Here is a 17,425-nt window from a genome sequence, read left to right as displayed (position 1 = left end):
CACGGACGATCGAATGACTATAATACCGGCCTTTATCGCCCAGCCTTGAGATTCATGATGCGCCGCCTGTTGTCCTGCCTGTTTCTGTGCCTGCTTCCCCTGATCGCCGATGCCGTCGAAAGCCCACGCCCCAAGATCGGCCTGGTGCTGTCCGGCGGTGCCGCCCGTGGCCTCGCGCATATTGGCGTGCTCAAGGCCCTGGAGGAGCAAGGTATCCATATCGATGCTATCGCCGGCACCAGCATGGGCGCGGTGATTGGCGGCCTGTACGCCTCGGGCTACAAGATCGATGAACTGGAAAAGCTCGCGCTCAATATCGACTGGCAACAGGCATTGTCCGACGCCCCGCCACGCGAAGACGTGCCGTTTCGGCGCAAACAGGATGACCGCGACTTCCTCGTCAAACAGAAGCTCAGCTTCCGCGATGACGGCAGCCTCGGCCTGCCGCTCGGCGTGATCCAGGGCCAGAACCTGGCGCTGTTGCTGGAAAGCATGTTCGCCCACTCCAGCAATACGCGTAATTTCGACAAGCTGCCAATCCCGTTCCGCGCTGTGGCCACCGACATCACCACCGGCGAAAAAGTGGTGTTCAGCAAGGGTCACTTGCCCCAGGTAATCCGTGCGAGCATGTCGATCCCGGCAGTGTTCGCCCCGGTTGAGCTGGACGGGCGGCTGCTGGTGGACGGCGGCATGACCGACAATATCCCGCTGGATGTGGCGCGCGAAATGGGCGTCGATATCGCCATCGTCGTGGACATCGGCACGCCGCTGCGCTCACGCAAGCAACTGGCTACTGTGGTGGATGTGCTCAACCAGTCCATCACCCTGATGACCCGGCGCAACTCCGAAGAACAACTCAAGGCCCTGCATCCCAGGGATGTGTTGATCCAGCCGCCGCTGGCCGCCTACGGCGTGACCGACTTCGGCCGCGCCAAAGACATGATCGACGCCGGCTACCGCGCCACCCGCGCCCTCGACGTGCGCCTGGCGCATCTGCGCCCCGCCGAACCGATCGACGCGCAATTGGTGGAGGCCCGCACCCCGGGTGAACGCACGCCGGTGATCACCGCCATCAAGGTGGAAAACGACTCGAAAGTCAGTGACGACGTGATTCGCTACTACATTCGCCAAACCCTGGGCGAGCCGCTGAACCTGGGCCGCCTGCAAACCGACATGGGCACGTTGTATGGCCTCGATTACTTCGAGCAGGTGCAATACCGCGTGGTGAAAAAGGGCCAGGACAATACCCTGGTCATCAGCGCGCGCGGCAAACGCAGCGGCACCGACTATTTGCGCCTGGGCCTGAGCCTGTCGGATGACATGCGCGGCGAAAGCGCCTACAACCTCGGCGCCAGTTACCGCATGAACGGCATCAACCGCCTCGGCGCCGAATGGCTGACACGCGTGCAGATTGGTGATCGCCAGGAGCTGTACAGCGAGTTCTACCAGCCACTGGATGTGGGTTCACGCTACTTCGTCGCGCCCTATCTCAGTGCCCAGGCGCAGAACGTTGACCTGGTGCTGGACAGCGACCCTATCGCCGAATACCGCCTGGAGCGCTACGGTTTTGGTTTGAACGTGGGGCGCCAGATCGGCAACAGCGGCGAGATCCGCTTCGGCGTCGGCGAAGCCTGGGGCAAGGCGGATGTGCGTGTTGGCGAGCGCGACTTGCCGAGTGTCAGCTTCAGCGAGGGTTTCTATGAACTCAAGTATTCGTTCGATTCGCTGGATAACGTGTACTTCCCCCATTCCGGTGAAGACATCGGCCTGGCCTATCGCGAGTTCGAACCCGGCCTGGGTTCGGACCAGCGCTACCGACAGTGGGAGTTCAAGCTGGACAAGGCCATGAGCCACGGCCCGGACACCTTGATACTCGGTGGTCGTTATGGCCGCACCCTGGATAAATCCGACGTGGTGGTTTCCAGCTTCCTGCTCGGCGGTGCGCGGCAATTATCGGGCTTTCGCGAAGATTCAATCTCGGGGCAGAACATCGCCCTGATGCGCGCCGTGTACTACCGCCGCCTGACGCCGCGCTCGTACCTGCCGCTGGATTTTCCACTGTACCTGGGGGCTTCGCTGGAGCGCGGCCGGGCGTGGAACAACGACAATCAGTTCGACAGTGGCTATATCAATGCGGCGAGTATTTTCCTCGGCTTTGATACGCCGTTGGGGCCGCTGAACTTCAGCTATGGGTTCAATGATGACAAGCAGCAGGCGGTGTACCTGAACCTCGGGCAGACGTTCTAGCGGGATGCCAGGCTTACGGTGGCGAAGGAGCAAGCTCCCTCGCCACACCTCAGGACTTTTCCAGGTTCGCCAGAATGTGCCCATGCACGCGCATGCACACACGCAAATCGTCTTCATCCACGCCCACAAACAGCTCATGGCGCAAGGCCGTGGCGATGGTTTCGATCTGGTCGATCAACGGGCGGGCGGTGTCGCACAGCAGGATGCGTTTGGCGCGACGATCCTCCAGCACCGCCTGGCGCTGCACCAGGCCCTGGCCTTCCAGGCTGTCGAGCAGGCGTGCCAGGGTCGGACCTTCTACGCCGACGCTTTGCGCCAGTTCACGCTGGGTGGGTGCATCGACAAAACGGGCCAGATGCAACAGCACCAGCCAACGCGCCTGGGACAAACCCAGCCCCGCCAAACGGCGGTCCAGTTCGGCGCGCCAGCCTCGGGACATTTGCGCCAACTGCATGCCAAAGCGGTGTTGTTCGGTTAACGGCATAAAAAACTCATGATTTAGACTGAAAATAAAATGTGGCTAATTATTAGTCAGCTAAGCATGAGCCATGCCAGGAGGCAAGTGGCGCTATGGACTGATTCGTTACATTGTCGTAATTGGCACACTAAATTTCGAATTCAGACTGCAAAGCGGCACGTACGCAATACAAAACACCTTCAGGCACACGCCCGGTAAACAGCGGCGCGATCTCCGTAACCGGTGGCAATTCGCCTTCTCCGTCAAGGAAGGCATCCTGGATTTCACCGAGCAGATCTTCCGGTAAATCAAGGGCCTGCTCCAACGATAACTGCTGTTTGCCGATGGACTCAGCCAGCAAGGTGTAGACGTTTTTTTCCGAGCATTGCAGTTGGCCGGCGATCTGGATCGGAGTCATGCCGGCACGTGCCAGGCTGATCAGCTCATGGCGGATATCGGCGACTTCCTTCGGCGCCTCGGCCTGGCCACCGAGCACTTCGAGGAAGGCCTGGCCGTAGCGTTCCAGCTTGCGCGCACCGACGCCGCTGACCTTGGCCATCTCGGCCATGCTGGTCGGCTGCTCGCGCAACATCTCCAGCAAGGTGGAGTCGGGGAAGATGACGTAGGGCGGCACACTGTGTTCCTGCGCCAGTTTGCGCCGCAGGGTGCGCAAGGCTTCCCACTGCTCGCGTTCTTCGCCACGCACCAATTGGCTGGCCGGGCTGGTGCTGCTGCTTTTGGCGGTGGTCTGCGGCTTAAGGTCGCGGCGCAGCTCCAGGCTCACCTCGCCCTTGAGCAAGGGCCGGCAACTGTCGTTCAGGCGCAGGCCGCCGTAACCTTCGATGTCGATGTCCACCAGGTTGCGCGCGACCATCTGCCGGAACAACGAACGCCATTCGCCTTCGGCGCGCGCCTTGCCGACGCCGTACACCGAGAGTTTTTCGTGGCCGAAGCTGCGCACTTTCTCGTTGTCCTTGCCCAGCAATACGTCCACCAGGTGCCCCACGCCGTAGCGCTGGCCGGTACGGTAGATGGTCGACAACGCCTGGCGCGCCGGCTCGGTCGCATCCCAGGTCTGTACGCCATCGGTGCAGTTATCGCAGTGCCCGCATGGCTCGGGCATGTCCTCGTCGAAATACGCCAGCAGCGTCTGACGGCGGCAGCGCGTCTCCTCGCACAGCGAAAGCATGGCATCGAGCTTGTGTTGTTCCAGGCGCTTGTGCCGCTCGTCGCCTTCGGAGTTCTGCAGCATCTGCTTGAGCATCACCACATCTTGCAGGCCGTAGACCATCCAGGCATCCGCCGGCAGGCCATCACGGCCGGCGCGACCGGTTTCCTGGTAGTAGGCCTCAAGGGATTTTGGCAGGTCCATATGCGCAACAAAGCGCACGTTGGATTTATCGATGCCCATGCCGAACGCGATGGTCGCCACCATGATCAGGCCTTCCTCGTTGAGGAAGCGCTTCTGGTGGGCAGAGCGCGTGTCATTGGGCAGGCCCGCGTGATACGGCAGCGCCGGGTAGCCTTGCTCACAGAGAAACGCAGCCACTTCATCGACCTTCTTGCGCGACAGGCAATACACGATGCCTGCGTCGCTGCGCCGCTCGGACAGGAACGCCAGCAACTGTTTGCGCGGCTGTTCCTTGGGCACGATGCGGTAAAAAATATTCGGCCGGTCGAAGCTCGACAGGAAGCGTTCGGCGTTTTGCAGGTGCAGGCGCTCAACGATTTCTTCGCGGGTGCGCTTGTCGGCGGTGGCGGTCAGGGCGATGCGCGGCACGTCGGGGAACAGTTCCGCCAGTTGGCCCAGTTGCAGGTATTCGCGGCGGAAATCGTGGCCCCATTGCGACACGCAATGGGCTTCGTCGATGGCGAACAGCGCAATTTCCAGGCTTTGCAGGAAGGCCAGCATGCGCGGCTGCACCAACCGCTCAGGCGCCAGGTAGAGCATTTTCACTTCACCGCGCTTGATGCGCGCAGCCAGCTCGCGCTGCTGCTCGGCACTCAAGGTGGAGTTCAAGGAAGCGGCGGCGACACCAAGTTCTTCCAGGGTGGCGACCTGATCGTCCATCAACGCGATCAGTGGCGACACCACCACGGCCAAGCCATTGCGCAACAACGCCGGGACCTGGAAGCACAGCGACTTGCCGCCACCGGTAGGCATCAGGACCAGGGCATCACCACCACTGGCCACGCGCTCAATGATCGCACCCTGGCGGCCACGAAAACTGTCGTAGCCGAAGATGTCCTTGAGGACGCGTTGAGCCTGCTCGAGCATGTAAAACTCCAAAATGGTGCCGAAATCCCTCTGTACAGGCTGGCCGAAAAAACACCGCATCACGGGAAATAATCCGTAAGCGAAGTTTTCGCGGATTGGCGTTTGGCCTGCAGGGGCATCACAAAACGCGGCAGTATACCCGAGCGTTACCCGGCAAAGGGCGTCACTGACGAATAGTCATCCCGCTCCAGAACCCGGCAAATATGCCTTGCAGCTGGCCGGAAGGCTCAAGAAAGCCTAGAATTGCGCATCGTTTATTCCCAAGGTAGCCCTTCAATGTCCTTCGCTGAGCAACTAACCCGCCTGCAAGCCTTCCTCGACGCCGATGAGCTGCATGACGAGGCGCTGGACTACGTGGCCGCTCACGGCTACCTGACCGCCCTGTCGATCTGCGCCGACGTCGTACCCGACCGTGAATGGATCGACGCGCTGTTCGCCGAAGAACCACACTACGCCGACGCCGCCCAACGCGAAGAAATCGAATCGACCCTGCTGGCCCTCAAGGCCCACATTGGTCGCCAGCTGGCTTCCGATGAGGAATTCGAGCTGCCATGCGAGCTGGACCTGGGCGAAGAGCCGGATGACTCCGACCTGCGCGGCTGGTGCATCGGCTTCATGGAAGGCGTGTTCCTGCGCGAAGCCGCCTGGTTCGAAACTGCCGAGGAAGAAGTCAGCGAAATGCTGCTGCCGATCATGGTCGGTTCGGGCCTGTTTGACGACCAGCCGGAATTCTCCGACATCGCCGCCGATGCCAACCTGATGGACGACATGATCGTACAGATCCCGGAAGCCCTCACCGCCTTGTACCTGCTGTGCAACGCGCCTGACGAAAAACCGGCGATCCTCAAGCCACGTCACCACTGAGTCGTTTGCCCATGACGCCCATGGGCAAGCGCTCACTGCTCCTGCGCTACGTGCTGCTGGCCATCGGCTGGCTGAGCGTAGCGCTCGGCGTGATCGGTATCTTCCTGCCGGTATTGCCGACCACCCCCTTCCTGCTGCTCGCCGCCGCCTGCTTCGCGCGAAGCTCCCCGCGTTTCTACCAATGGCTGGTGGAACACCCGCGCCTGGGGCCATGGATTCGAGACTATCTGGACGGCAATGGCATTCCGCTCAAGGGCAAGGTCTACGCCATCGGTTTGATGTGGCTGAGCATTGGTTTTTCCTGCTACCTGGTGCCGCTGCCTTGGGCACGCGGGTTTATGCTGACCAGTGCGGTGCTGGTAACCGTTTACATCTTGCGCCAGAAAACCCTGCCACCGCGATAAACACGCACTGCGACATTCGATCCCACACGACCTTGGTCGACACTGACTAACCCCCGGCATCATGCGAGACTGTCCCACCGGGCTCGGAATGCCCGGGTGTTCTTATGCTCGGAGTTACCATGACGCTGTCCAGCGGGCTGATCGCCGCCGTTGCCCTGGCCTATATGGCCATTATGTTCGCCATCGCCTTTTACGGCGATCGCCGCCACGCGCCGTTGCCGCCGCGAATGCGTGCCTGGGTATACAGCCTGTCGCTGGCCGTTTACTGCACCAGCTGGACCTTCTTCGGCGCCGTAGGCCAGGCCGCCGAGCAGCTGTGGGCGTTTTTACCGATCTACCTGGGACCTGTGCTGCTGCTGGTGCTGGCACCCTGGGTGCTGCAGAAGATGATCCTGATCAGCAAGCAGGAAAACATCACCTCCATTGCCGACTTTATCGCCGCACGCTACGGCAAATCCCAATCACTGGCCGTGGTGGTGGCACTGATCTGCCTGGTCGGCGTGCTGCCCTATATCGCCCTGCAACTCAAAGGCATCGTGCTGGGCGTGAACCTGTTGATCGGCTCCGGCCCCGACACCACCGGCACCCGCGCCCAGGACACCGCATTGATCGTGTCGCTGGTATTGGCGCTGTTCACCATTGTGTTCGGTACCCGTAACCTGGATGCCACCGAACACCACCGCGGCATGGTGCTGGCGATTGCGTTTGAATCCCTGGTCAAGCTGTTCGCCTTTCTGGCGGTGGGCGCATTCGTGACCTTCGGCCTGTACGACGGTTTCGGCGATCTGTTCAGCCAGGCCATGCTCGCCCCGCGCCTTGAAGAATACTGGACAGAAACCATCAACTGGCCGTCGATGGTGGTGCAGACCGGCGTAGCGATGATGGCCATCATCTGCCTGCCCCGACAGTTTCACGTTACGGTGGTAGAGAACATCGACCCGCAGGATTTGCGCCTGGCCAAATGGGTGTTCCCGGCCTACCTGATCCTCGCCGCGTTGTTCGTCATCCCTATCGCCCTCGGCGGCAAAATGCTTTTGCCCGCCTCGGTATTGCCGGACTCCTACGTGATCAGCCTGCCCATGGCCGAAGCGCACCCGGCCCTTGCCGTGCTGGCGTTTATCGGCGGTGCTTCGGCGGCAACCGGCATGGTGATTGTGGCGAGCATTGCCTTGTCGACCATGGTCTCCAACGACATGTTGCTGCCGTGGCTGCTGCGCCGCTCCAGCGCCGAGCGGCCGTTCGAAGTGTTCCGCCACTGGATGCTGTCGGTGCGCCGGGTCAGCATTGTGATCATCCTGTTGCTCGCCTACGTGAGTTACCGCCTGCTCGGCTCCAGCGCGAGCCTGGCGACCATCGGCCAGATCGCGTTCGCCGCCGTCACCCAACTGGCACCTGCGATGCTCGGCGCATTGTATTGGAAGCAGGCCAACCGACGCGGCGTGTTTGCCGGTTTGGCGGCGGGCACTTTCCTGTGGTTCTACACCTTGGTCCTACCGGTGACGGCGAAAAGCCTGGGCTGGTCGTTGAGCCTTTTCCCCGGCCTGACGTGGATGCATTCGCACCCCTTTGGTTTCACCGTCACCTCGCTGACTCTGGGCACTGTGTTTTCCCTGGCGGGCAACTTCACGCTGTTTGTGTGGGTGTCGATGCTGTCGCGCACACGGGTGTCCGAGCATTGGCAGGCCGGGCGCTTTATCGGCCAGGAAATCAGCCAGCGCGCCAATGCGCGCTCGATGCTGTCGGTGCAGATCAGCGACCTGCTCAGCCTCGCCGCACGTTTTGTCGGCGAGGAACGCGCCCAGCAGAGCTTTATCCGTTTCGCCTATCGCCAAGGCAAAGGCTTCAACCCGAACCAGAATGCCGACAATGACTGGATCGCCCACACCGAACGCTTGCTGGCCGGTGTGCTCGGCGCCTCTTCGACACGCGCCGTGGTAAAAGCCGCGATTGAAGGTCGGGAAATGCAGCTGGAGGACGTAGTACGCATCGCCGACGAAGCCTCCGAGGTGTTGCAGTTCAACCGCGCGTTGCTGCAAGGCGCGATCGAAAACATCACCCAGGGCATCAGTGTGGTCGACCAGTCCCTCAAGCTGGTGGCCTGGAACCGCCGCTATCTTGAGCTGTTCAACTACCCTGAAGGCCTGATCAGCGTGGGTCGGCCGATTGCCGACATCATTCGCTACAACGCCGAGCGCGGCCTGTGCGGGCCGGGTGAAGCCCAGGTGCATGTAGCACGCCGCCTGCACTGGATGCGCCAGGGCCGCGCACACACTTCCGAGCGTTTATTCCCGAATGGCCGCGTGATCGAGCTGATCGGCAACCCGATGCCTGGCGGTGGGTTTGTCATGAGCTTTACCGACATCACAGCGTTCCGTGAAGCCGAGCAGGCGCTGACCGAAGCCAACGAAGGCCTTGAGCAACGGGTAACCGAGCGCACCCATGAACTGTCTCAGCTCAATGTTGCACTGACCGATGCCAAGGGCGTGGCCGAATCCGCCAGCCAGTCGAAGACCCGCTTCCTTGCGGCTGTCAGCCACGACCTGATGCAACCCTTGAACGCCGCACGCCTGTTCTCCGCCGCCCTCTCCCACCAGCACGACGGCTTGTCTGCCGAGGCCCGGCAATTGGTGCAGCACTTGGACAGTTCGCTGCGTTCGGCCGAAGACTTGATCAGTGATTTGCTGGATATCTCCCGCCTGGAAAACGGCAAGATTAACCCGCAGCGCCAGCCCTTTGTGCTCAACGAGCTGTTCGACACCCTCGGCGCCGAATTCAAGGCGCTGGCTCAGGAGCAGGGCCTGCGTTTTCGTTTGCGCGGCAGCCGGTTGCGGGTGGACAGCGACATCAAGCTGCTCAGGCGGATTCTGCAGAACTTTCTCACCAATGCGTTCCGCTATGCCGACGGCCCCGTGTTGCTGGGCGTGCGCAGGCGCAAAGGCGAACTGTGCCTGGAAGTGTGGGACCGTGGCCCTGGCATTCCGCTGGATAAACAGAAGGTCATCTTCGAAGAGTTCAAGCGCCTGGACAGCCACCAGACCCGTGCCGAGAAAGGCCTGGGCCTGGGCCTGGCCATCGCTGACGGCCTGTGCCGCGTGCTCGGGCATACGTTGAGCGTGCGCTCGTGGCCGGGCCAAGGCAGCGTGTTCAGCGTGCGCGTGCCGCTGGCGCGCAACCAGGCCAGCCCGCCGGTCAAGATCGCGCCAGACAATGGGCTGCCATTAAGCGGCGCGCAGGTGCTGTGCGTGGACAACGAAGAAAGCATCCTGATCGGCATGCGCAGCCTGCTGACGCGCTGGGGCTGCGAAGTGTGGACCGCCACCGACCAGGCGCAATGCGCGGCGCTGCTGGCCGAGGGAGTGCGCCCGCAACTGGCATTGGTGGATTACCACCTGGACCACGGCGAGACGGGCACGGAGCTGATGGGCTGGCTACGGGCGCAGTTGGCGGAGCCGATTCCCGGGGTGGTGATCAGTGCCGATGGGCGACCGGAGATGGTCGCCGAGGTACACGCGGCGGGGTTGGATTACCTGGCCAAGCCGGTGAAACCGGCGGCGTTGCGGGCGTTGTTGAGTCGGCATTTGCCGCTTTAAACAGTGTACTCGGTCAAAAATGTGGGAGCGGGCTTGCCCGCTCCCACATTTCGGATTGCATTTACTCAGGCAGATGCGCCACGCCGTCTGAATCGGTCATTGCGCGTTCAAGCAAATCCGCCGGCAGGCTTTTGCTCGCGCGCGCGCCCAGCAACCGCAATTGCTCGGTACGGCTGACCAGATTCCCCCGCCCATCTGTCAGCTTGTTACGCGCTGCGCTGTAAGCCTTATCCAACTGTTGCAGACGGTTGCCCACTTCGTCCAGGTCCTGGATAAACAGCACGAACTTGTCGTACAGCCAGCCGGCCCTTTCGGCGATTTCCCGCGCATTCTGGCTTTGGCGCTCCTGCTTCCACAGGCTGTCGATCACCCGCAGGGTGGCGAGCAAGGTAGTGGGGCTGACAATCACGATATGGCGGTCGAACGCTTCCTGGAACAGGTTCGGCTCGGCCTGCAGGGCAGCGGAAAATGCGGCCTCGATGGGCACAAACAGCAACACGAAATCCAGGCTGTGCAGCCCTTCCAGGCGCTTGTAATCCTTGCCGGCCAAGCCTTTGACGTGGTTACGCAGGGACAATACATGCTGCTTAAGGGCCGCCTGGCCAATCACCTCATCATCCGCCGCGACGTATTGCTGATACGCCGTGAGGCTGACCTTGGAGTCGACTACCACCTGCTTGTCGCCCGGCAACATGATCAGCACATCCGGCTGGAAGCGCTCGCCGTCCGGCCCTTTGAGGCTCACCTGGGTCTGGTACTCGCGGCCCTTCTCCAGCCCCGCATGCTCCAGCACCCGCTCAAGAATCAGTTCGCCCCAGTTACCCTGGGTTTTCTGGCCCTTGAGGGCGCGGGTCAGGTTGGTGGCTTCGTCCGACAGGCGCAGGTTCAATTGCTGCAGACGCTCAAGCTCTTTGGCCAGGGAAAAACGCTCGCGGGCTTCGTTCTGATAGCTTTCTTCCACCCGCTTTTCGAAGGACTGGATGCGTTCCTTCAATGGGTCAAGCAATTGGCCCAGGCGTTCCTGGCTGGTTTCGGCGAAACGCTGCTCGCGCTCATCGAAGATCTTCCCGGCCAGCTCGGCAAACTGCGCGCGCAGCTCATCGCGCGAACCTTGCAGGTCGGCGAGGCGTTGTTGATGGCTGTCCTGTTGTTCACGCAATTCGGCGCGCAAGGCGGCTGACAGCGCATCAAGGCGGCGCAGCTCGGTTTCCTTGGCGCTGCGGTCGAGGTTCCAGGCGTGAGCGGCGTCGCGGGCGTTATCGCGGTCGATTTGCAGCAGTTCGACTTCGCGGCGCATGGCGGCCAGGTCGGCCTGTTTCGCGGCATTGGCCTGGCTGAGGTCGCTGATTTCATCGCGGCTGGCATCCAGTTGCGCCGCCAGCCCTTCCTGGGCCAGTTGCGCGGTCGCCAGGCGCTCTTCGAGCAGCTCCCAGCCGGTCATGCGCGCGGTCAGTCGTCGTTGAATCTGCCAGCACAGGGCCAATAAAGGCACTGCTGCACCCGCCAGACCCAAGGCAATACTGGTCCAGTCAAAAACCATAGCCATTTCTGCCATCACCGAAAAGGAGCAAGGTTAACCAAGCGCGGGGCTTGAGGACAGCTCAGTCTTCGACCTGCCCCAGCTCGCGCAGGGCGCGGCGGTCACCGGCACGGGCGGCCAGGCGCAGCAGGTCGTGGCCAATGCGGCGGTCACGGGCGTTGCCGCACTCGCGGCACATCAACTGGCCCAGGCGGCTTTGGGCGGCGACGACGCCATCGCGGGCAGGCTGCTTGAGCAGGCGCCCGGCGAAGTGCTTGATGTTGGCGTTGTGCCCCAACCGCGGGCTGTCGAGCAGCCACAAGGCAACCTTCAGCGAAAAGCGCTTGGGTGCGGTAACAGTTTGAGGGGTGTCGGTAACAGAAGGTGATACTGAGCGAAACTTCATAAAGCACTGTGGGACAGATTGGAAGGCGCGCCACTCTACTCTTTTTTTCGCGCAGGTAAAGCTGGAAAAATCCTACGCGCCCGTTCTAGAGCAAGCGCTCGGGACAATCCACAGAAGCTGTGGATAACTCAGTGGACAACCCACCTTGAACCCGCGCAAAGCCCCATGAAACGTGGGCCGCAGTCAAACTGACGATTTTTTCACCAATAAAAAAAAGTGATGTTTTTCATTGACTTAAATTTTCGTTGCAGGCAAACAAGGGCGCTTTCGGGCAGTTGACAGAGTGGTTACACACCGCGCAACTAATGTGCACAAGTACCCATCCACTGGTTATATCACTGACGTTTTTTGCTTCAACCCGCTCGGGAATGTTACCGGCCTGCCGGAACAGAGGACTTTTCAAATCCACCTCGGCTCGCCACACTCATGCCCCCATCGACGTAACTCTCCTGCAGGCGCTGATGAAAGGAATCCTGTTGTTTGCCGTGTTGCTGCTCGCCATCTGCGCGACCTCACTGGGCATCAATGCAGCGCTGCCCTCGCCTGACGGCGCGTTGTTCGCCATCGCCATCCTGTTATCGGCGGCCTTTACTGCCGTCAGCCTGTGCATTGAGCTGGGTGACGGACGGGTCAATGACATGCGCGACGTAATGAAGGTGATCGAGGCCGGCCGCTCCTGGCGCCTGACCCTCGCGGCCTACGGCCTGGGTTGCTCGTTGGCCGCCGCCGTGACGGTACTGGTCTATCGCGGCTTGCTCGGCGGCTGATAAAAGTTTTTTGCTCAGCCGCTTCCCTTCCCGGTTTCGATCCGTTACTATCCGCGGCGTTAGTACCAAGCTGAAAGTCAATTCTGGTCGAACAACTCCCCTGAACAACACGGGATCGACCACCTCGATGGTTTCCAGGTATCACTTGCGACGACACTGCCTTTGAACATGCAAAGGGTGCCGCGAAGTCTCAATACTCTGACCGAACCAACCTGCAAATTGATCAGGATCTTCACCCTGGGCCCAGAACCTTTGCCCCTGTTGTGTTGCCTGCCCTCCTAAGTACCTACCTGCCAGCCCAAGCGCGCCAACTTAATAGCGCTTCAAACTGGCTGCTTTGTTCCAGTCGGGTTCTTCGTTTGATCAATGGTGATCAACGTTACTGGAACGTTTTAACGCTGCACGGTTCTTATCCGTGTCATTTGTAGGAACACCAATAATATGAACGCTCAAATCCATACTCAGGATGCCATTCGCACCCTCACCAACGCTTTTGCACCAATGAACTGCCTGATCATGGCCGCTCGCAAAGGCTGCTTCAGCTTCACCCTGGTCAACGAACACGGCATCGCTCGTCACAGCGAACGCCTGTACCCCGATCAATACTCCAGCGCAGAGCCGCTGCAGGCCGTGATCGAGCGTACCCGTCAGGCACTGACTGCCTGATCGACCCGAGTCGCTGAAACACAAAAACCCTGTTTAAACAGCAGGGTTTTTTATTGCCTGAAATTTGCCATCGAAACATTTTGCCTAAGTTCAAATAGATATAAACGTTATAACTAAATGAAGAAGATGTTTTAAAAACAGTCCTTTACATCGTGAATATGACACTACACTTCAACTCAAGCGGCATGATCCGCTTGCGACGGGCCTGAGATCCGATCCACAGCTGCCAAGCCCCCTCTCAGGCACCGTCGACCACTTTCATGGACCGAGGCTTGTATGGGTATCGCCGCCAGCGAATTGTGTCGTTATGTGATCCGGCCGACGTTGATTTACCTCGGCCGCCATGACGCGACCGCCGAAGCCCTGCTGCTGGGCATTGCCGCCAGCCAGTCGGAACTCGGCTCCGCCCTGCACGACCGCCGTGGCCACGGCCTGTACAGCATCACGGAACCGCGCCACCGCGCACTTTGGGATCACTACCTGGCGCGCGACCCCGAGCGCGCCAGCCTGGTACGCGGCCTGGCCAGCCAGCACGCATTCCTCAGTGCGCCCCAGCTTGAGCTGACCGTCAACCTGCGTTACGCCACTGCGATTGCCTGGCTGCTGGTGGAGCAACACAGCCCTGCCCTGCCGGCGCCGGGCGATGTACTGGCCATGGCGCGTATCTGGAAAGAAATATTTCACCCTCAAGGGCGGCTGCGGGATTTCACCCAAGCCTGGCAAACCTGTGTTTCACCCATGAATCAGGTCACTTGTTGATCAGGCGTTGCGCAAGGTTCGGCTAAAAACGTTGATTTTGGTCGGATTGTCCTACAAAACCGCTCTATCTCCTGCATTACAGCCTATAGCGCTAACCTAAATTTATTGTTACTTTCCGCAGCGGTGATCACCACGGAGTTCTAATAATGAAAAAAGTAATGCTCAAGACCACACTTAGCCTCGCCGTTGCAATGGCCTCCACCCAACTGTTCGCGAGCGGCTTTGCCCTTAACGAGCAAGACGTCGCGGGTATGGGCACAGGTTTCGCAGGCCGTTCTTCTTCTGCCGATAACGCCAGTACTGTCTATGGTAACCCTGCCGGCATGGCTCGCCTTGAAGGCCAGCAAATCACCGGTGGTGTCGCAGCCATTGACGCTTCTACCGACATCAAGGACGCCAGCGGTCGCTCACGCGGCAGCAACAAAGGCGACATGGTGCCGTTCACCGCCGTCCCTTTTGGTTTCTACACCAACAAACTTAACGACCAGTGGGCAATCGGCTTTGGCGTTTATGCGCCGTTCGGCTTGAAGACTGACTATGAACGCGGCTTCCAGGGCCGAGCATTCGGCAACAAAAGTGAAGTGGCGGTCATCACCTTCCAGCCGACTGTGAGCTACGCCTTCAACGACAAAGTGTCGATCGGTTTTGGTCCGACCATCAACCGCATCTCCGGCACGCTTGAGTCGCAGCCAAACCTTGGTTTGCTGCCATTGCCTGGCCTCGCAGGCACGGGTGACAGCAAAGTCAAAGTCAAAGGCGACGACACTGCCCTGGGCTTCAACGCCGGTATCCTGGTGCAAGCCACCGACACCACCCGCGTGGGCCTGACGTATCACTCGAAAGTGAAGTACAAGCTTGAGGGCCATACAGAGGTCACTCCAGGCACCGGCGTTCCAGCGGCCTACCTGGGTGCCGGTCGTTACGACGCGTCGCTGAAAGTTGACACCCCTGAATCCTGGGACGCCTCGGTCACTCAAGACTTGAGCAGCGACTGGAAATTATACGGCGGCGCAACCTGGACACGCTGGAGCCGCCTGAAAGACATTACCGTCAACAACGAAGGCGTGACCCGTGCAGGCGGTGCGCTCGCACCTCAGATCGTCGGCCAGATCAAAGAGCCGCAAAACTGGCACGACACCTGGGCCTATGCTATCGGTACTTCGTACCAGGTCACCAAACAAGTGGTACTGCGCACCGGTCTGACCTTTGACCAGTCGCCCACCAACAACACCGACCGTTCGCCGCGTATTCCGACCGGTGACCGGACCATCTTCAGCGTCGGCCTTGGCTACGCTGTGATGGACAATATGACCATCGACCTGGCGTACTCCTACCTCAAGGAAGAGCCGGTCAAGGTCAACAAGCAGAACGCGCTGGGCCAGACCTACGCGTCCAAGTACGAAAACAGCGCCAACGGCTTCGGCCTGGGCATGACGTACAAGTTCTGATTCACGCTGTATAAACAGCCCCGCCCTCCTGCACAGGAGGCGGGGCTTTTTAATGCCCGACGATCAGGGCTTGGAAGCCAATGCCGCTTCCACTGCCTTGATCAGGTCCGGGCTGTCCGGCTTGGTCAAACTGGAGAAGTTGGCAATCACCTTGCCCTGGCGATCGACCACGTACTTGTAGAAATTCCACTTTGGCGCGCTGGTCTGCTGTGCCAGGACCTTGAACAGGTGCACCGCGTCCGGCCCTTTGACTTTTTGCGGCTCGGTCATGGTGAAGGTCACGCCGTAATTCACGTAACAGACTTTGGCGGTCTCTTCACCGGTCTTGGCTTCCTGCTTGAAGTCATCGGACGGCACGCCAATCACTTCCAGGCCCTGGCCCTTGTAGCGCTGGTACAAGGCTTCGAGGCCTTTGAACTGCGGCGCGAAGCCGCAGAAGCTGGCGGTGTTGACGATCACCAGGGGTTTGCCGGCAAAGCGCTGGCACAGATCAATGGATTCCTTGGCGCGCAGCTTGGGCAATTGGCCCTCAAGCAACGGCGGGCAATTGGCGGCCATGGCAACACTGCCAATGGCCATCAGGACGGGTACTGCAAGCCAGCGCATCTGCATGTCGTGAGTCCTTAACATTTCCAGACCACGAACTTAACAGATCGACATACCCAGTTGCATCAACGCCAGCCCACCACGCTGCCAGCCCCACCAGGCCAGCAGCATCAGCACGACCAGCGCCGCTACCGTCAAACACCGTGCCGTCACACTCATGCCGCCTCCATCTGCGCCCGCAAGCGCGCCACCGGGCGCTCGCGCACCGGCCAGTTCAGCGCGGCGGCGAGCAGGCTGAGCAGAATCGCCACCTGCCAGATCAAATCGTAGTTGCCGGTTCGATCATAGACCACCCCGCCCAACCAGCCGCCGAGGAACGAGCCGAGTTGGTGGAACAGAAACACAATCCCACCGAGCATCGAGAGGTTTCGTACACCAAACAAGGTTGCGACGGTGCCGTTGGTCAGCGGCACCGTGGACAGCCACAAAAAGCCCATGGCCATGCCAAACAGGTAGGCCGAGACTTCGGTGACCGGCGCCCACAGGAACAACACGATGACCACCGCACGCAGCAGGTACAGGCCGGTGAGCAAGCGCGGCTTGGACATGCGCCCGCCGAGCCAGCCGGCAGTGTAGGTGCCGAACACATTAAACAGACCAATCAAGGCCAGCACCGTGGTGCCCACCGTGGCGGGCAAGTGCTGGTCGACCAGATACGCCGGCAGGTGCACACCGATAAACACCACCTGGAAACCGCAAACAAAGAAACCGAATGCCAGCAGCCAGAAACCGGAATGGGAACAGGCTTCCTTCAAGGCTTCACGCAAGGTTTGCTGGCCGGTCACCACCGGCAGCGGCTTGTCCTTGAGCATCGCCACCAGCGGCAGAATCAGCGCCACCATCAGGCCCAGTGCCAACAGGGCGGCCGACCAGCCCAGCCAGCCGATCAAACCCAAGGTGCCGGGCACCATGGCGAACTGGCCGAACGAGCCTGCGGCGCTGGCGATGCCCATGGCCATGCTGCGTTTTTCCGGCGGTACGGCGCGGCCGACCACGCCGAGAATCACCGAAAACGAGGTGCCCGACAGGCCGATACCAATCAGCAGGCCGGCACTCAACGACAATGACCACGCCGAATCGGACATGCCCATCAGCACCAGGCCCACGGCGTACAGCACGCCGCCGACAAACACCGCTTTGGTCGCGCCAAAACGATCGGCCAGGGCGCCGGTAAACGGCTGCGCCAGGCCCCAGATCAAGTTCTGCAAGGCGATGGCGAAGGCAAACGTCTCGCGCCCCCAGCCAAACTCGTTGCTCATCGGCGCCAGGAACAGCCCAAAACCATGCCGCACGCCCAAGGACAACGCCAGGATCAGCGCACTCCCCACAAGGATCCAACCACTGGTGCGCCACATCGAGGTCATGTTCTTATTCTCCGCTCGCGGGTATATACCCGCTTGTATTTGAACAAACC

General features: G+C 60.5%; 14 protein-coding genes. 8 read left to right on the top strand and 6 right to left on the bottom strand.

All coding sequences use genetic code 11. From position 1 onward, the window contains the following. Positions 1-57: 57 nt before the first annotated feature. Positions 58-2,247, top strand: coding sequence for a patatin-like phospholipase family protein (locus BLV67_RS14050; protein WP_069788071.1), 2,190 nt, complete (start codon positions 58-60; stop codon positions 2,245-2,247). A 49-nt stretch (positions 2,248-2,296) separates the two neighbouring features. Here BLV67_RS14050 and BLV67_RS14045 read toward each other — a convergent pair whose 3' ends face one another. Further along, a complete protein-coding gene (locus BLV67_RS14045; protein WP_056861440.1) occupies positions 2,297-2,731 on the bottom strand; it encodes a MarR family transcriptional regulator in 435 nt (144 codons plus the stop codon). 121 nt (positions 2,732-2,852) lie between these two features. Then, positions 2,853-4,982 carry a DNA helicase RecQ gene (gene recQ, locus BLV67_RS14040; RefSeq protein WP_065929768.1) on the bottom strand — a complete coding sequence of 710 codons (2,130 nt, stop codon included), beginning with the start codon at positions 4,980-4,982 and terminating at the stop codon, positions 2,853-2,855. A 276-nt stretch (positions 4,983-5,258) separates the two neighbouring features. On the opposite strand from recQ, the gene BLV67_RS14035 reads away from it, so the two are divergent. From BLV67_RS14035 to BLV67_RS14025, 3 genes are all read left to right on the top strand, one after another. Further along, entirely contained in the window at positions 5,259-5,846 is a 588-nt protein-coding gene (locus tag BLV67_RS14035; RefSeq protein WP_017134909.1) for a UPF0149 family protein, read from the top strand. An 11-nt stretch (positions 5,847-5,857) separates the two neighbouring features. Further along, the gene (locus BLV67_RS14030) at positions 5,858-6,250 is read left to right on the top strand and encodes a YbaN family protein (RefSeq protein WP_170875837.1); all 393 of its coding nucleotides are present in this window, start codon (positions 5,858-5,860) and stop codon (positions 6,248-6,250) included. Between the two features lie 119 nt (positions 6,251-6,369). Then, positions 6,370-9,840: a hybrid sensor histidine kinase/response regulator gene (locus BLV67_RS14025; protein ID WP_069788070.1), complete on the top strand. Its 3,471-nt coding sequence runs from the start codon at positions 6,370-6,372 to the stop codon at positions 9,838-9,840. A 61-nt stretch (positions 9,841-9,901) separates the two neighbouring features. Here BLV67_RS14025 and BLV67_RS14020 read toward each other — a convergent pair whose 3' ends face one another. Together BLV67_RS14020 and BLV67_RS14015 are read right to left on the bottom strand one after the other, a co-directional pair. Further along, on the bottom strand, positions 9,902-11,266 hold the full coding sequence (locus tag BLV67_RS14020) for a DNA recombination protein RmuC (protein WP_163005473.1): 1,365 nt from the start codon (positions 11,264-11,266) through the stop codon (positions 9,902-9,904). Positions 11,267-11,441: 175 nt separating this feature from the next. Further along, a complete protein-coding gene (locus BLV67_RS14015; RefSeq protein ID WP_056861445.1) occupies positions 11,442-11,765 on the bottom strand; it encodes an SEL1-like repeat protein in 324 nt (107 codons plus the stop codon). A gap of 461 nt (positions 11,766-12,226) precedes the next feature. Here BLV67_RS14015 and BLV67_RS14010 point away from each other — a divergent pair, with 461 nt between their 5' ends. From BLV67_RS14010 to BLV67_RS13990, 4 genes are all read left to right on the top strand, one after another. Beyond that, entirely contained in the window at positions 12,227-12,532 is a 306-nt protein-coding gene (locus BLV67_RS14010) for a hypothetical protein (RefSeq protein WP_065929771.1), read from the top strand. A gap of 441 nt (positions 12,533-12,973) precedes the next feature. Beyond that, positions 12,974-13,198: a hypothetical protein gene (locus BLV67_RS14000; RefSeq protein ID WP_005790139.1), complete on the top strand. Its 225-nt coding sequence runs from the start codon at positions 12,974-12,976 to the stop codon at positions 13,196-13,198. 276 nt (positions 13,199-13,474) lie between these two features. After that, positions 13,475-13,957 (top strand): hypothetical protein, encoded by a 483-nt coding sequence (locus BLV67_RS13995; protein ID WP_056861447.1) that lies wholly within the window; start codon positions 13,475-13,477, stop codon positions 13,955-13,957. Between the two features lie 146 nt (positions 13,958-14,103). After that, a complete protein-coding gene (locus tag BLV67_RS13990; RefSeq protein WP_056861448.1) occupies positions 14,104-15,405 on the top strand; it encodes an OmpP1/FadL family transporter in 1,302 nt (433 codons plus the stop codon). A 63-nt stretch (positions 15,406-15,468) separates the two neighbouring features. Here BLV67_RS13990 and BLV67_RS13985 read toward each other — a convergent pair whose 3' ends face one another. Next, positions 15,469-16,017 carry a glutathione peroxidase gene (locus tag BLV67_RS13985; RefSeq protein ID WP_065929773.1) on the bottom strand — a complete coding sequence of 183 codons (549 nt, stop codon included), beginning with the start codon at positions 16,015-16,017 and terminating at the stop codon, positions 15,469-15,471. 149 nt (positions 16,018-16,166) lie between these two features. Then, positions 16,167-17,366, bottom strand: coding sequence for an MFS transporter (locus tag BLV67_RS13980; protein ID WP_167365881.1), 1,200 nt, complete (start codon positions 17,364-17,366; stop codon positions 16,167-16,169). Positions 17,367-17,425 lie beyond the last annotated feature (59 nt).

It is taken from the genome of Pseudomonas salomonii (assembly GCF_900107155.1).
Classification (GTDB): domain Bacteria; phylum Pseudomonadota; class Gammaproteobacteria; order Pseudomonadales; family Pseudomonadaceae; genus Aquipseudomonas; species Aquipseudomonas salomonii.
The sequence above is the reverse complement of the archived record's forward strand: the minus strand, read 5'-3'. Positions and strand labels throughout refer to the sequence as shown.

Excerpts from the sequence above, each read along its gene's own strand:
- BLV67_RS14050 (WP_069788071.1), top strand. The coding sequence starts at position 58 with ATGCGCCGCCTGTTGTCCTGCCTGTTTCTGTGCCTGCTTCCCCTGATC.
- BLV67_RS14045 (WP_056861440.1), bottom strand. The coding sequence starts at position 2,731 with ATGCCGTTAACCGAACAACACCGCTTTGGCATGCAGTTGGCGCAAATG.
- recQ (WP_065929768.1), bottom strand. The coding sequence starts at position 4,982 with ATGCTCGAGCAGGCTCAACGCGTCCTCAAGGACATCTTCGGCTACGAC.
- BLV67_RS14035 (WP_017134909.1), top strand. The coding sequence starts at position 5,259 with ATGTCCTTCGCTGAGCAACTAACCCGCCTGCAAGCCTTCCTCGACGCC.
- BLV67_RS14030 (WP_170875837.1), top strand. The coding sequence starts at position 5,858 with ATGACGCCCATGGGCAAGCGCTCACTGCTCCTGCGCTACGTGCTGCTG.
- BLV67_RS14025 (WP_069788070.1), top strand. The coding sequence starts at position 6,370 with ATGACGCTGTCCAGCGGGCTGATCGCCGCCGTTGCCCTGGCCTATATG.
- BLV67_RS14015 (WP_056861445.1), bottom strand. The coding sequence starts at position 11,765 with ATGAAGTTTCGCTCAGTATCACCTTCTGTTACCGACACCCCTCAAACT.
- BLV67_RS14010 (WP_065929771.1), top strand. The coding sequence starts at position 12,227 with ATGAAAGGAATCCTGTTGTTTGCCGTGTTGCTGCTCGCCATCTGCGCG.
- BLV67_RS14000 (WP_005790139.1), top strand. The coding sequence starts at position 12,974 with ATGAACGCTCAAATCCATACTCAGGATGCCATTCGCACCCTCACCAAC.
- BLV67_RS13995 (WP_056861447.1), top strand. The coding sequence starts at position 13,475 with ATGGGTATCGCCGCCAGCGAATTGTGTCGTTATGTGATCCGGCCGACG.
- BLV67_RS13990 (WP_056861448.1), top strand. The coding sequence starts at position 14,104 with ATGAAAAAAGTAATGCTCAAGACCACACTTAGCCTCGCCGTTGCAATG.
- BLV67_RS13985 (WP_065929773.1), bottom strand. The coding sequence starts at position 16,017 with ATGCAGATGCGCTGGCTTGCAGTACCCGTCCTGATGGCCATTGGCAGT.
- BLV67_RS13980 (WP_167365881.1), bottom strand. The coding sequence starts at position 17,366 with ATGTGGCGCACCAGTGGTTGGATCCTTGTGGGGAGTGCGCTGATCCTG.